Origin of the sequence: Streptomyces sp. RFCAC02, from assembly GCF_004193175.1 — a bacterium.
Lineage (GTDB): Bacteria > Actinomycetota > Actinomycetes > Streptomycetales > Streptomycetaceae > Streptomyces.
The window spans coordinates 5,971,429-5,985,070 of sequence record NZ_SAUH01000001.1; the positions used below are offsets into that span (position 1 = coordinate 5,971,429).

Here is a 13,642-nt window from a genome sequence, read left to right on the forward strand (position 1 = left end):
GGGACCCCCTCGTACCCGCGCGCTACACCGTCACCACCGACTCCCAGCCGCCGGGGGGCGCCTGGCCGACACCGAGCCCGCGCAAGTTGTCCAGGACGGCGGGATCCTGGGCGTCCAGCCAGTCGCACAGCTGGCGGAAGGAGACGAACCGCACGCCCTCGAAGGACGCCATCGCCCGCAGGGACTCCTCGACGGCGTCCATGTAGATGCCGCCGTTCCACGTCTCGAAGTGGTTGCCGATGAACAGCGGTGCGCGGTTCGAAGTGTAGGCGCGTTCGAATCCGGCCATGAACGCCCCTCCCGCCTGCCGTTTCCACGCGGCGAACGACGCCGGGTCGCCCTGCGTGGTGCCGGACTGGTTGGCGAGCATGCTGTAGTCCATCGACAGCACCTCGAAACCGTGATCCGGGAACGGCAGGGACTGGAGGGGGAGATCCCACAGCCCTCCGGTGCGTCCCGGCCACTGCTGGAGCCCGCCGGGGGAACTCGCGTCGTAGCGCCAGCCCAGTTCGGCGGCGACGGGCAGCAGGTTCTCCTGGCCGAGGAGCCCGGGGGTCCGGCCGCCGACGAGTTCCCGCTCGTAGTCGAACGGCAGCGGGTCGAGATCGTCCCAGCCGGTGTTGGTGCGCCACTCGGTGACGAACGCCTTGGCCTGCTCTATCTCGCTGCGCCAGTCGTCGGGGGACCAGTTGCCGACCGAGCCGCTGCCGGCGAGGAAATGGCCGTTGAAGTGCGTGCCCACCTCGTGCCCCTCAAGCCACGCCGAGCGGAGCTGGCCGAGCGTGTCCCGTATGTGCGCGTCCGTCAGGTATCCGATGTCGGAGGCGCCGGGGGCGTTGCGCGGCGGCAGGTAGTCGGTCCTGCGGGACTCCGGCAGCAGGTAGAGGCCCGACAGGAAGAACGTCATCGACGCCTCCAGCTCACGCGCGACGCCCCGGAACCGGCCGAACAGACCGTCGTCCAGTGCGCCCGCGCCGTCCCAGGAGACGACGACGAACTGCGGGGGCTCCTCACCGGGCGCGAGGCGCCGCACCCCCGGCTGCCCGGGCTGCGGCCCGGTGTCGGCCGTCGAGCCGTCGCCTATGAGACGCGGGTTGTCCACGCTGGGCGACGGCGTCACGGTCGGGTCGGGCGCCGGGTCCTCGATCGGATCCACTTCGACGGCGTCGTCGGACTCGCCCGCGTGCGCGGACAACCTGGCGAGCGGATAGAGGGCCGCGCCCGCGGCCCCGACGGCTCCGGCCGCCCCCAGGCCGAGCAGCGCCCTGCGCCCCACCCGACGCGTCCCCCGGGTCCGGCCGCGCTCATCCCTCGTCATGCTGTGGCCCACTTCCTGTCGATGCCGTGACACCCCGTGGACCGTGCGAACGCCCGTCCGGTTGTCACCGTCGTGCAACAACCGGACCGGCGGGCGCCGCCGTCCCCGGACGTCGCCTCCCGTTCGCCCGCGCGTCGACCGGCACCGCCCTGGATGTCATGGCAGCGGCGAAAGGTTGCGCCGTACCTCAGCACGACTGGAGAACCGCATGCCCGCGCAGCCCACCGCACCCGAGTCCACCGCCTCCGCACCGGCCCGCCGGGGGACCGCCGGCCGCCGCCTCGCCACGGCGGGGGTCACGGGTGCCCTCCTCATCGGCGGCCTCGCGTACGGCGCGGTGCCCGCCGGCGCCGCCACCGCGGGTACGGACGCGCGGGCCGCCGCGACGCAGCGGCAGCAGTCGGCGCACGCCATACCGTTCACCGACGCCGAGGTGACCCGGCAGGACGACGGGTCGTTCACCGTCACCTGGACGTCCACTGCCGCCCGCCACGTGACGGTCTACGCCGGACGCGACCGTGACCACGTCGCGCACCGCCACGCCGTCGCGCACGGCTCGGGCACGGACAGCGTCACCGTGCGGGGCCTCGGCCCGGCGGACCGCTGGTGGTTCGAACTGGTCCCGGACCGCGGCGAGTCCCTGACACTCGCCGACCGCTCCCTGCACCTCGCGTCCGCCCCCAACTTCCGTGACGCCGGCGGGTACCGCACGGCCGACGGCCAGTGGGTCCGCATGGGCGTCATCTACCGCTCCGGCGACCTCAGCCGGCTCACCGACGCCGACCTCGCGACACTGCGGCGCCTCGGCATCGCCACCGACGTCGACCTGCGCACCGAGGCGGAGCGCGCCGCGAGCCCCGACCGCCTTCCCGAGGGCACCGACCACGTCGTCGCCGACGTGCTCGCCGGCTCGGACGTGACGTCCTTCCCCATGACCACGGAGGAGGAGGCCGCCGCCGCCATGGCCGAGGGCGAGCGGACCATGGTCTCCGGTGACTCCGCCCGCGCCGCGTACCGCACCCTGCTCACGACCGCCGCCGACCGCCGCGCCGCCGCCGTCGTCTACCACTGCACGGCCGGCAAGGACCGCACCGGCTGGGCGAGCGCCGCCATCCTCACCGCCCTCGGCGTGCCGGCGGAGACGGTCATGGAGGACTACCTCGCCAGCAACGGCTACCGCGCCGAGGAGAACGCCGCCGCGCTCGCCCAGGTCCCCGAGGAGCTGCGGCCGGCCTACCGGGCGGTCCTCGACGTGCGGCCCGAGTACCTGGCGGCCGGGTTCGACGAGGTCGAGGCCGCCTGGGGCGGCTTCGACGGCTACCTGCGCGACGCCCTCGGCCTGTCCGGGCGCGACCTGCGGGACCTGCGGCGCGCCCTGCTCGTCGGCTGACGGCGCGGCACCGCGCGCGGCCGGGCCGTCCGCCGACCCGGCTGCGTCACAGTCACCGCGTCACAGCGACACCCGCTGCGGTCGCGCGTGCAGATGCGCGGAGAACTGGTCGACGATCCGCTCCAGCGGCCCGGCCGCCGCGCCGCCGACCGTCACCGACCCGTCGGCACCGACGGCGACGTCCTTGTCGAGGACGAACCGGCCGGGCGTGATGTGGGCGGCCCCCATGGCCGACAGCACGGGCCGCAGCGCGTAGTCGACGGCCAGCGCGTGCGCCGTCGTCCCGCCCGTGGCCAGCGGCAGGACCGTCTTCCCGGCGAGGGCGTACTGCGGCAGCAGGTCGAGCAGCGACTTGAGCAGACCCGAGTACGCGGCCTTGTACACGGGGGTCCCGAAGACCACACCGTCGACGCGCTCGAAGAGCGCCGCGGCCTCCACGATCGCGGGGTGCCGCGCATCGGCACCGGTCAGCGCTTCGGCGGGGAGCGACCGTACGTCGAGCGGGACGACCTCGTGGCCCTGCAGTCCGAGCCGTACGTCGAGATGGCGCAGCAGACGGGCGGTGCGTGAGGTGGGGGAAGGACTGCCGGAGACGGACAGGACGGTCGGCATGCGTCACCTCATGACAGGGGCGGAATGAGGGGGTGGGGGCGGGCACGCCGCGGTGGCCGCGGTCCGCCCCGGCCGGGTCAGCGGTTCCGACAGCACTCCGCGCGGCACCGAGGGCCGTGGACGCGTTCGCCGATCACACACCCATGCTGACACCCGGACATTGCGGCAGTCTCGCGTCCGATGTCGGTCGTGTGTCGTGGTACGGCCCGCGGCATCACCCCGTCGTGCCGGGCACGCGTCCTCAGTGCTTCGCGCCGTCCCCGGGGCCGCCGGCCGCCAGTGTGGCGGACGTCAGCAGGATGACCGCGCCGGCGAGCGGGACGACGAGCAGTCCCGCGCGGATCGACACCGCGTCCGCCACCAGGCCGACCAGGGGCGGCGAGACGAGGAAGCCGACCCGCAGCAGGAACGCCACCACCGTGATGCCCGCGCCCGGCGTCAGGCCCGGCAGTTCGTCCGCCGCGTGGAACGTCGCCGGGATCACGGTCGCGATCCCGAGGCCGGCGCAGGCGAAACCGGCCACCGTCCCCGGCACCGACGGCCACGCCAGCGCCGCGCCCATGCCGGCCAGGACCAGCGCGCCGCCGAGCCGGGCCGTGCTCCGGTCGCCGAGTCGCCGCACCACGTGGTCGCCCAGCAGCCGGCCCACCGTCTGCGCCCCCTGCAGCGCGGCGAACGCCAGTCCGCCGGCGAACGCGCTCGCCGCCAGCTCGTCCCGCAGGTACAGCGATCCCCAGGAGGCGCCCGAGTCCTCGACGGCGGCCGCCGCCGCGCCGAGCAGGCCGAGCAGACCGAGGACCGGCAGCAGCGGGGCGAGCCGCCGCACTCCCGAGCCGGCCGCGCCGGGGGTGTCGCCGGCGGCGGACGGGTCCCGTTCGGTGTCCTCCGCGCCCGGCAGCAGGAACCGGTACGACACCACCGCCGCGGCGGCGCCCAGCACCCCGGCCACCGTCAGATGCGCCGTCAGCGGGACGCCCGCCTGCGCCGCGCCCGCGCCCGCGAAGCCGCCGACGACCGCGCCGACGCTCCACACGCCGTGGAACGCGTTGAGGATCGACCGGCCGTAACGCCGCTGGACGCGCATGCCGTGCGCGTTCATCGCCACGTCCGTGATCGCGTCCAGGCTGCCCGCCGCGAACATCGCCCCGCACAGCGCGGGGAATCCGGGCGCCGTGCCGATCAGCAGCACGTTCGCGCCCATCACGGCTTCGGCCACCACAGCCGTGCGCGCGGAGCCGAAGCGCCGGATCAGCGGGCTCGCCAGCAGGCCGATGAGGAGCGCGCCCAGCGGCATCGCGGCGATCGCCGTGCCGAGCGCGGCGTTCGACAGGCCGAGGTCCGCCTTGATCTCCGGGTAGCGGGGGACGACGTTGGCGAACAGGAAGCCGTTCGTGAAGAACAGGACTCCGACGGCGGCCCGAGCACGGGTCGCCACCTTGTCGCCGACCGCGGTCGTCATGGGCGGTTCCCTCCCCTGCACTGCGTCCCTGACCCCCGCGGTGCGCGGGGCGGTCCCATGTTTGCGTAAACATCGGGCGCCCGCAAGCGTCCGCCGCACCGTGCCCGGGTGCGGCGGGTCAGGACGGCCGGTCGTCGCCGGCGAGCGAGGGCGCCACCCGGTCGAGGTCGTCCGACGCCTGCGCCAGAAGGTCGAGCATCGCCGCCTGCGCGCCCGCCGCGTCCCCGGCGCGCACCGCGTCCACCACGGCACGGTGCGACGGCACCGGGTCGGCACCCGTGAGATGCGCGTGCACGAGGCGGTCCCGCTCGCGCAGGCCCGGCCGCAGGAGCAGTTCCAGGTGGCCGAGCAACTCGTTGCCGGTGGCGGCGAGCAGCGCGCCGTGGAACGCGGCGTCCGCCTCCGCCGCCGCTGCCGAGTCGTCGCCCGCGCGTTCCATGGCCGCGAGCGCGTCCTCCAGCGCCGCGAGATCCGCCTCGCCGCGGCGGAGCGCGGCCCGCCGCGCGGCGGCCGGTTCGATGACGGCGCGCACCTCCGCCAGGTCCCGCAGCAGCCGGCCCGAGTCGCCGGCGGCCATGCGCCAGCGGATCAGGTCGGGGTCGAGCAGGTTCCACGCCGACCGGGCGCGGACGAAGGTGCCGCGCTTCTGCCGCGCGTCGATCAGCCCCTTGCCGGCGAGCACCTTCATGGCCTCGCGCAGCACGGTCAGGCTGACGTCGAACTCCTCGCCGAGCGCCTTCACATCCAGGGTGTCGCCCTCGGCCCAGGTGCCGTCGACGATGCCGAGACCCAGACGGTGCACGACCTGGCCGTGCACGCCCCGGCGCGAGTAGGACGCCATCGCCGTGTCCCCCTTCCTGCCGCGGCCATCCTAGCCTGGGCATTATTTATGAATACATCTTGACAGGTGTTCCGCGCCCTGCCGACGATGAACGCCGTCCCGGGAGCGTCCGCCCCCGTCCCGTCCCGCAGCGACCGCCGGAGAGCCCATGCCGTCCGCCCGTGTCCACCCTCCCGTGCCGCCGTCGGCGGGCCATCCGGCCACCGGGGGACCGGGCGGCATCACCGCCGACAGCCGCAGCATCCTGAGGGACGGCCGGCGCTGGCTGCCGGTGATGGGGGAGTTCCACTTCAGCCGCTACCCGGCGCACGCCTGGCGCGAGGAACTGCTCGCAATGCGCGCGGGCGGTCTCGACACGGTCGCGACGTACCTGTTCTGGAACCAGCACGAGGAGCGCCGGGGCCGGATCCGTTTCGACGGGGACCTCGACATCCGCCGGTTCGTCCGGCTGTGCGGGGAGACGGGGCTCGCCGCCGTGGTGCGCATCGGCCCGTGGGCGCACGGCGAGTGCCGCAACGGCGGCTTCCCCGACTGGCTGGCCGACGAGGACTGCGTGCCCCGCACCGACGACCCCGCGTATCTCGCGCTCGTCCGCCCGTACTTCGCCGCCATCGCCCGCGAGCTGCGCGGCCTCTCCCACCACGACGGCGGCCCCGTCGTCGGCGTGCAGGTGGAGAACGAGCTGTACGACCAGCCGGGGCACATCGCGACACTGCGCCGCATCGCCGAGGAGGCGGGGCTGCGCGTCCCGCTGTGGACGGCGACCGCCTGGGGCGCGGCCGACCTGCCCGAGGACGCGGTGCTGCCGCTGTACGGCGGCTACCCCGAGGCGTTCTGGGAGGACGCGGGCGACGGCTGGGCGCGCGGGATGCGCCGCCACTACTTCTTCACGCCCATCCGCGACGACCACGCGATCGGCGCCGACCTGCGCCCGGAGCCGCCGGCCGGGGGCGGCCGCCGCCCCGACGACCGCCGTCACCCGTACGCCACCTGCGAACTCGGCGGTGGCATGGCCATCGCCTACCACCGCCGCCCCCTCGTCCCGGCGGCCGACGTGTCGGCCCTCGCGCTCAGCAAGCTCGGCAGCGGCTCCGTCTGGCAGGGCTACTACCTGTACCACGGCGTCTCCCAGCGCCGCGCGACCGAGCTGCCGAACCAGGAGTCGCACGTCACGGGCTACCCGAACGACCTCCCGGCCGTCACCTACGACTTCCAGGCGCCGCTCGGCGAGTGGGGCCAGGCCCGCCCCTCCTACCACGCCCTGCGCGCGCAGCACCTCTTCCTGGAGGACTGCGGGACGGATCTCGCGGGCATGCCGCTGACGCTGCCCGACGAGCTTCCGCCCGGCCTCGACGACCGCGCGGTCCTGCGCTGGTCGGTCCGCTCGGACGGCGAGCGCGCGTTCCTGTTCGTCAACAACCACCAGCCGCACGAACCGCTGCCCGATCACCACGGCGTACGGTTCACCGTCGAGTTCCCGGGCCGTGCGGTCACCCTCCCGGCCGTGCCCGTCACCGTTCCGTCGGGCGCACACTTCGTGTGGCCCGTGGGCCACGACCTCGGGCGGGGGCTCACGCTGACCTGGGCCGCCGCCCAGCCCGTCACCCGGCTCGACGCCCACGGCACGCCGCTGACCGTCCTGGCCGCGACCGCCGGCATCACACCGCAGCTCGCCCTGCCGCCCGGCACCGCCGTCACCGCGCCGGCGGACACCGCGCACACGGAGGAGACACCGGACGCCACCCTCGTCACCGTGACGCGGCCGGGCAGCCACGCGCTGCTCACCCTGGCGGCGCCGGACGGCGGGACCGTCGCGGTGCTCGTCCTCGACGCCGGGCAGGCCGCGGCCGTCCACCGCGTGCGGTGCGCCGGCGCCGACCGCGTCGCCCTGTGTCCCGACCTGCTCCTGACCGACCCGGTCAGCGGCGACCTCGTCGTCCGCACCGAGGCGGGACGGACGACCGTCGCCCTGTACCCCGCGCCGGCCTCGCTCACCGGCCCGGGGTGCGAGCCGGGTACGCAGGACGGGGTGTTCTTCCGCTGGACCCTGACCGGGCGCGCCGGGACGCGCGCGGCGCGCGTGGAGTGCGTGTCGCCCGACGCGCGCCCGGCGCCGGCGCGGACCGGTGGTCCCGCCGGGCGCGCGTCGGCACCCGACGACGCCGCGTTCGAGCACGCCGCCGTCTTCCGGGTGACCCCGCCCGCCGGTGTCCTGGACGGCGCCGGGGACGCGGACGACACCGCCGAGGTCCTGCTGCGCGTCGCCCTCACCGGCGACGCCGCGCGCGCCTACGTCGACGGGGAACTCGTCGCCGACCACTTCTGGTACGGCCCCGCCTGGGAGATCGGCCTGCGCCGCCACGCGGCGGCGGTGCGCGCCCACGGCGTCGAGATCCGGGTGCTGCCCCTCGCCGCCGGGAGCGCCGTCCACGTCGACCCGTCGGCCCGCGCCGGGCTCGCGGCCGCCCGTACGACGGCCCGCGTCCACGGCGCCACCTGCGTCCCCCTCCACCGCTTCACGCTCCACGCCTCCTGACCGCGCCCCCGAGCCGTCCGTGCACCGCCGACGAAAGGCCCGCCAGTGCCGACACCTCTCCCGCCCCACGTCCCCGACCATCTGACCATCACCCTGTGGGACTTCACCTGGTACACCCGCACCGGGCCGGGCGAGCCGTTCGCCGACCTGGACCGCGCCTTCCGCGAGGCCGCCGACCGCGGCTACAACACCATCCGGATCTGCGCGATGCCGTTCCTCCTCTTCGGCTCGGGCCTGGACACGCGCGAGGTGGTCCTCGGCCCGCTCGGCGGCGCGTACGGGCAGCGCGTCCGCTGGTACGACGTGCGGCACACGACGCGGATCGACGGCCGGGCGCACCTGCTCGCGCTGTTCGAGGCGGCCAGGCGGCACCACTTCTTCGTCATCCTCTCGAGCTGGGAGTACCAGCAGAGCCCGTCGTTCGCGGCCGACCGTGCCTGGTTCGACGCGCTGATGGCCATCGACCCCGAGCGGCGGGCCGAGGCGCTCGCGGACGCGCTGGCCGACCTCGTCGACTTCCTCGCCGCGCACGACGGCCTGGACGACCGCGTCGCCTTCACCGAGCTCCACAACGAGGTGCAGGCGGGGCGTCTCACGGACGGCCTGCCCGCGGACGAGGACCCGGTCGTCGCGCTGCGCCCCCGGCTCGCGCGCGGCCTCGTCCGCTTCAAGGAACGCCACCCGGACCACCCCGTCACCGTCAACTACGCCGGCGTGCCCGTCGGTTCGCTGCGCGGTGTCCCCGACGAGGCGGACGTCGCGGTCTTCCACCCGTACGTCTACGGCGTCCTGGACGAGCTGATCGACACCTTCGCCCTGCGCGACACGACACGGCCCTTCCCCCAGGCCGACGCCCACCGCGAGCTGCTGCGCCCCGGCGCCCCCGACTTCGCCGACTGGGCGCCCCCGGCCGCCGACCGGTGGCGCCTCACGGCGACGATCGTCGGCCTGCGCGAGATGTACGTCCACGACTGGTGCGACCCGGGGAAGTGGGACGCGTGGCTGTACGACCGGTACGCCACGCACCGGCTCGCCATGGAGGAGAAGCTCGACCTGTGGCTCGCTGCCGCCGCCGACCACGCGCGGGCGGCCGGCAGGCCGCTGGTGCTGGGGGAGGGCTGGGTCGGCTACACGCCGGCGCACGGCACGTTCGAGGAGGGGCCGGTCGGTGCCGCGCTGTGCCGCCGCGCCCTCGCCGCCTGCGCGGAGGTCGGCGCTCGGGGCGCCGTCGTGTGCTCCAACGCGGCGCCCCACCACGCCATGTGGGACGACGTCCAGCTCCAGCGCGAGTGCAACGCGCTGCTGCGGTCGTGACCCGCCGGCGGCGGCCCCGGTCCTCACCCGGCCGCCGCCGTGCCCCCGTCCTGCGTCGCGGCCCAGTGCGCGGCGATCTCGTCGCTCGTCGTCACCCACACGGCGGGGTGGTTCACGACGTACTCGAGGGCCTCGTCGAGGTAGCGGTGCCGGAACGGCTGGCCGATGACGAACGGGTGCAGCACCAGCGCCATCACCCGCCCGCCGTCCGCGGCGTCCTCGACGAGCTGGTCGAGCTGGTCGCGGACGATCCGCACGAACTCGGGTCCCGAAAGCGCCTTCCCGACGAACAGCTGGATGTCGCCGACCTCGACCGAGTAGGGCACGCTCAGCATGCCGGGGACGTTGAGGCGGTACGGCTGGTCGTCGTTCGTCCAGTCCAGGACGTACTGGAGGCCGAGTTCGGCGAGCAGTTCCGGCGTGTGGAACGTCTCGGTGAGCGCGGGGCCGAGCCAGCCGCGCGGCCGGCGCCCGGTGGCCGCCGCGATGGTGTCCACCGTGCGGCCGAGGGCGGCCCGTTCCTCCTCGCGCGTGAGCCCCGCCTGGAGCGTGGAGTTGTCCTCGCCGTGGGCGATCCACGCCCAGTCGCGCTCCAGGCCGGCCCGGACGATCTGCGGGTAGTGCCGGGTCACGGCGGCGTTCAGCATGACGCTCGCCCGGACGCCGTGGCGGTCCAGGGCCTTGAGGGTCCGCCAGAAGCCGACCCGCGGCCCGTAGTCGCGCCACCCGTAGTTGAGGGGGTCGGGCGCGAGGTCGCGGGTGTCGGGGAAGATGCTGGTCGAGGGCCGGTCGACCCGGTAGTGCTCGATGTTGAGGCCGGTGTAGAACGCGACGCGCGCGCCGCCGGGCCACCGCAGCGGCGGGCGTTCGGTGATCGGGCTGTAGTCGAAGAGCGTGTTGTCCACGGGAGTTCGCCTCTCGGAGCGTCCTGACGGCGCTCCGTCGGCGCCGTCCGCCGGTATCCTCGAACCCTCGCATCGGTGAGAAGGTCAACGCGGCGGCGAGTGGGGTGGATCACATGCGGATCGGCGAGCTGGCGGAGCGCACCGGCACCCCGCGCCGCCTCCTGCGCTACTACGAGGAGCAGCGCCTGATCAGCGCCGCCCGCCTCCCCAACGGCTACCGCGACTACGACGAGCGCAACGTCGACCGTGTCCGCCAGATCCGCGGTCTCCTGGACGCCGGGCTGCCGACCCGCATCATCCGGCAGATCCTGCCCTGCCTCGACTCGCCGCGCACCATCCACTTCCCCGACCCGGAGCCGGAGATGATCGCCACCCTGCGCGCGGAGATGGACCGGATGAGCGCCAGGATCGACTGCCTCGTCCGCAACCGCGACGCGATCGGCTCCTACCTCGACGCGGTGCTGGCCCGCGACCGTTCCGCCGCGGACTGACCGGGGGGCGTCACCACTCGGCGAACGAGCCGTCCGGGTGCCGCCACACCGGGTTGTGCCAGTCGGGCGCGCGCCCGTCGGCCGCCCGTACGGCGCGTTCGTCCACCTCGATGCCGAGTCCGGGACCCGTCGGGCGCCGGAAGTGGCCCTCGTCGAAGCGGAACACCTCGCGGTCGACCACGTAGTCGAGCACTTCGGCGCCCTCGTTGTAGTGGATGCCGATGCTCTGCTCCTGGATCAGGAAGTTCGGCGTGGCGAACGCGACCTGCAGGCTCGCCGCGAGCGACACCGGCCCGAGCGGGCAGTGCGGCGCGAGCAGGACGTCGAACGTCTCGGCCAGCGCCGCTATCCGCCGCACCTCGGAGACGCCGCCCGCGTGCGACAGGTCCGGCTGGATCACCGCGACGCCCGCCTGCAGCGCGGGCAGCACGTCCGTGCGGGAGAACAGCCGCTCGCCCGTGGCGACCGGCACCGGTGACGCGGCGACCAGTTCGCCGATCCGGTGCGTGTACTCCGGCAGCAGCGGCTCTTCCGCGAACAGCGGGTGGAACGGCGCCAGCAGCGGCAGGGCGCGCCGCGCGTTCGCCACGGTGAAGCGTCCGTGGAAGTCCAGCGCCATGTCCCGGTGCGGGCCGAGCACCGCCCGCGCGGCCTCCGCCCGCCCCACCATGGCGTCCAGTTCCGCGACGGCCGCGATACGGCCCATCCGGCCGCACGCGTTCATCTTCACCGCCGTGAACCCGGCCGCGACCTGGGCCGCCACGGCGTCGGTGATCTCGGCGGGGTCGTCGCCGCCCACCCACCCGTAGGCGCGGACCCGCTCGCGCACCGGGCCGCCGAGCAACTGGTGCACCGGTACGCCGTGGGTCTTGCCCGCGATGTCCCACAGCGCCTGGTCCAGCCCGGCGACGGCGCTGGAGAGGACGGGGCCGCCCCGGTAGAACGACCCCTTCGTCATGACCTGCCAGTGGTCCTCGATGCGCGCGGGGTCACGGCCGACGAGGAGTTCCGACAGCTCGTGCACGGCGGCCCGCACCGTCGCGGCCCGGCCCTCGACGACCGGCTCGCCCCAGCCGACGACACCCTCGTCCGTCTCGACGCGGCACAGCAGCCAGCGCGGCGGCACCGCGAACGTCTCGACCCGCGTGATCCTCAACGGTGGTTCCTGCTCCCTGTCCGCGCCGGCGTGCCGGCGGTGTCGGTCGGTGGTGTGCGGGGCGCGTGCGTCACGAGCTGGTCTTGTACACGCTCCAGCCGCCGTCCACGACGAGCGATGCGCCGGTGACGAACGACGCGTCCTCGTGCAGCAGGAACGCGATCGCCCCCGCCACCTCCGAGGGATCGCCGAGGCGCCCGGCCGCGGTCTGCTCGGCGCTGCGCCGCCGGTCGTCCTCGGTGACGCCGTCCCAGGCGGCGGTGAGCACGGGACCCGGCAGCACGGCGTTCACGCGGATGTCCGGGCCGTACTCGACGGCCAGTTGCCGCGCGAGCCCGGTCAGCCCGGCCTTGCCCGCCGCGTACGCCGGCCGGCCCGGCAGTCCCACCAGCGCGTGGACGGACGACACGAGGACGGCCGCCCCACCCGTCGCACGCAGATCCGGCAGGCACGCGCGGAAGCCGAGGAAGGCGCCGGTCAGCCCGATGCCGAGCTGCCGGTTCCACTCGGCGAGGTCGATCCGGTCGGCCGCGGCGACGGTCACCGACGCGGCGTTGCTGACGAGCGCGGACACCGGGCCGAACGCCTCGCGCGCGGCCCGGACGGCGGTGTGCCACTGGGGTTCGTCGGACACGTCCAGCGGGTGGAACGCCGCGCGCCCGCCCGCCCGCGCGATGTCCGCGGCGACCTCCTCGCCCGCCGCCCGCCGCACATCGGTGACGAGGACGGAAGCGCCCTCGCCGGCGAGGCGCCGGGCGGTCGCCGCGCCGATGCCCGAGCCCGCGCCCGTGACGACGGCGCAGCGGCCGGCGAACCTGCCCTCGGGGGATGACGGTGCTGCCACGGGGACCTCCGGACCGTTCAACTGCCTGCTCCAGAGCATTAAATATTAATTATTGGGGCACGCCAAGAGGTTCGCTCGTGTCCAGGCGCGGCGGTCCGCGCGGCCTACGATGATCGCCGCACCCGTGCCCCGCGCGCGGCTGCCGCCAGACCGCCGTCCGCATCCCCACGCCCGGAGGCCCGTCCGTGCCGCGCCACCCCGCACTCCCGCTCGCCGCCGTCGTCTGCGCAGCCGCGCTCGCCCTGACCGCCTGCGGCGGCGACGACGACCCCGCCCCGGAGGCCACCACCGGTGCCACGGAGGACGACGCCAACGCCGCCGGGCTCCCCGGCGACGGCTGGGCCACGGAACGCAGCAGCTCCAGCGACTCGACGGCGGAGGCCGCCGTCCTCGACGACGTGGCCCTCTCCCGCCACGACGGCTACGACCGCGTCACCTTCACGTTCACCGGCGACACCCCCGGCTACATCGCCGAGTACACCGACACGGTGTACCCGCGCGGCGGCGACGGCGGCCCCGTCGACGTCGCGGGGGACGAGCACCTCGTCGTCGTCCTCGTGTCCGTGGACCCCACGACCGCCGTCACCGCGACGGGGACGACCGAGCTGATCCGCGAGGTGGCCGACCTCGGCTTCTTCGAGGGCGAGAGCGGCGTCGCGCTCGGCCTCGACCCCGAGGGCGAGGGGCACGCGCCGTTCCGTGTGACCACGGAGGACGGGCGGCTCATGGTCGACATCGCCCACAGCGCCGCCGCCTGACGGGCCGCCCGCCCGCGC

General features: G+C 75.0%; 12 protein-coding genes. 5 read left to right on the forward strand and 7 right to left on the reverse strand.

The features are described 5' to 3' along the window. Nucleotides 1–22: 22 nt before the first annotated feature. Nucleotides 23–1,318 carry a hypothetical protein gene (locus EMA09_RS27430; protein ID WP_129843641.1) on the reverse strand — a complete coding sequence of 432 codons (1,296 nt, stop codon included), beginning with the start codon at nt 1,316–1,318 and terminating at the stop codon, nt 23–25. 208 nt (nt 1,319–1,526) lie between these two features. On the opposite strand from EMA09_RS27430, the gene EMA09_RS27435 reads away from it, so the two are divergent. After that, a complete protein-coding gene (locus tag EMA09_RS27435) occupies nt 1,527–2,708 on the forward strand; it encodes a tyrosine-protein phosphatase (RefSeq protein ID WP_129843642.1) in 1,182 nt (393 codons plus the stop codon). A gap of 60 nt (nt 2,709–2,768) precedes the next feature. Here the strand turns inward: EMA09_RS27435 and ssuE are convergent, their stop codons facing one another. The 3 genes from ssuE to EMA09_RS27450 all read right to left on the reverse strand — a co-directional run bounded on the left by ssuE (nt 2,769) and on the right by EMA09_RS27450 (nt 5,620). After that, on the reverse strand, nt 2,769–3,320 hold the full coding sequence (gene ssuE / locus EMA09_RS27440) for an NADPH-dependent FMN reductase (RefSeq protein ID WP_129843643.1): 552 nt from the start codon (nt 3,318–3,320) through the stop codon (nt 2,769–2,771). A gap of 241 nt (nt 3,321–3,561) precedes the next feature. After that, nucleotides 3,562–4,779 (reverse strand): MFS transporter, encoded by a 1,218-nt coding sequence (locus tag EMA09_RS27445; RefSeq protein ID WP_129843644.1) that lies wholly within the window; start codon nt 4,777–4,779, stop codon nt 3,562–3,564. Between the two features lie 118 nt (nt 4,780–4,897). Then, nucleotides 4,898–5,620 carry an FCD domain-containing protein gene (locus EMA09_RS27450; protein ID WP_129843645.1) on the reverse strand — a complete coding sequence of 241 codons (723 nt, stop codon included), beginning with the start codon at nt 5,618–5,620 and terminating at the stop codon, nt 4,898–4,900. Nucleotides 5,621–5,768: 148 nt separating this feature from the next. On the opposite strand from EMA09_RS27450, the gene EMA09_RS27455 reads away from it, so the two are divergent. Further along, nucleotides 5,769–8,156, forward strand: coding sequence for a beta-galactosidase (locus EMA09_RS27455; RefSeq protein ID WP_129843646.1), 2,388 nt, complete (start codon nt 5,769–5,771; stop codon nt 8,154–8,156). 45 nt (nt 8,157–8,201) lie between these two features. Further along, entirely contained in the window at nt 8,202–9,470 is a 1,269-nt protein-coding gene (locus tag EMA09_RS27460; RefSeq protein ID WP_129843647.1) for a cellulase-like family protein, read from the forward strand. 23 nt (nt 9,471–9,493) lie between these two features. Here EMA09_RS27460 and EMA09_RS27465 read toward each other — a convergent pair whose 3' ends face one another. Next, complete coding sequence (locus EMA09_RS27465; protein WP_129843648.1) at nt 9,494–10,375, reverse strand: polysaccharide deacetylase family protein; 882 nt, start codon at nt 10,373–10,375, stop codon at nt 9,494–9,496. A 113-nt stretch (nt 10,376–10,488) separates the two neighbouring features. Between EMA09_RS27465 and EMA09_RS27470 the strand changes: the two genes are divergently transcribed. Next, complete coding sequence (locus tag EMA09_RS27470) at nt 10,489–10,866, forward strand: MerR family transcriptional regulator (RefSeq protein WP_129843649.1); 378 nt, start codon at nt 10,489–10,491, stop codon at nt 10,864–10,866. A gap of 10 nt (nt 10,867–10,876) precedes the next feature. Here the strand turns inward: EMA09_RS27470 and dgoD are convergent, their stop codons facing one another. Beyond that, the gene (dgoD, locus tag EMA09_RS27475) at nt 10,877–12,022 is read right to left on the reverse strand and encodes a galactonate dehydratase (protein ID WP_129843650.1); all 1,146 of its coding nucleotides are present in this window, start codon (nt 12,020–12,022) and stop codon (nt 10,877–10,879) included. Nucleotides 12,023–12,092: 70 nt separating this feature from the next. After that, nucleotides 12,093–12,866 carry an SDR family NAD(P)-dependent oxidoreductase gene (locus EMA09_RS27480; protein WP_240796598.1) on the reverse strand — a complete coding sequence of 258 codons (774 nt, stop codon included), beginning with the start codon at nt 12,864–12,866 and terminating at the stop codon, nt 12,093–12,095. Between the two features lie 185 nt (nt 12,867–13,051). On the opposite strand from EMA09_RS27480, the gene EMA09_RS27485 reads away from it, so the two are divergent. Continuing rightward, nucleotides 13,052–13,624, forward strand: a complete 573-nt coding sequence (locus EMA09_RS27485) for a hypothetical protein (RefSeq protein WP_129843652.1) — start codon at nt 13,052–13,054, stop codon at nt 13,622–13,624. Nucleotides 13,625–13,642: the final 18 nt, after the last annotated feature.

Bases quoted from the DNA above. Each gene is read 5' to 3' on its own strand.
- EMA09_RS27430 (WP_129843641.1), bottom strand. From the start codon at position 1,318: ATGACGAGGGATGAGCGCGGCCGGACCCGGGGGACGCGTCGGGTGGGG.
- EMA09_RS27435 (WP_129843642.1), top strand. From the start codon at position 1,527: ATGCCCGCGCAGCCCACCGCACCCGAGTCCACCGCCTCCGCACCGGCC.
- ssuE (WP_129843643.1), bottom strand. From the start codon at position 3,320: ATGCCGACCGTCCTGTCCGTCTCCGGCAGTCCTTCCCCCACCTCACGC.
- EMA09_RS27445 (WP_129843644.1), bottom strand. From the start codon at position 4,779: ATGACGACCGCGGTCGGCGACAAGGTGGCGACCCGTGCTCGGGCCGCC.
- EMA09_RS27450 (WP_129843645.1), bottom strand. From the start codon at position 5,620: ATGGCGTCCTACTCGCGCCGGGGCGTGCACGGCCAGGTCGTGCACCGT.
- EMA09_RS27455 (WP_129843646.1), top strand. From the start codon at position 5,769: ATGCCGTCCGCCCGTGTCCACCCTCCCGTGCCGCCGTCGGCGGGCCAT.
- EMA09_RS27470 (WP_129843649.1), top strand. From the start codon at position 10,489: ATGCGGATCGGCGAGCTGGCGGAGCGCACCGGCACCCCGCGCCGCCTC.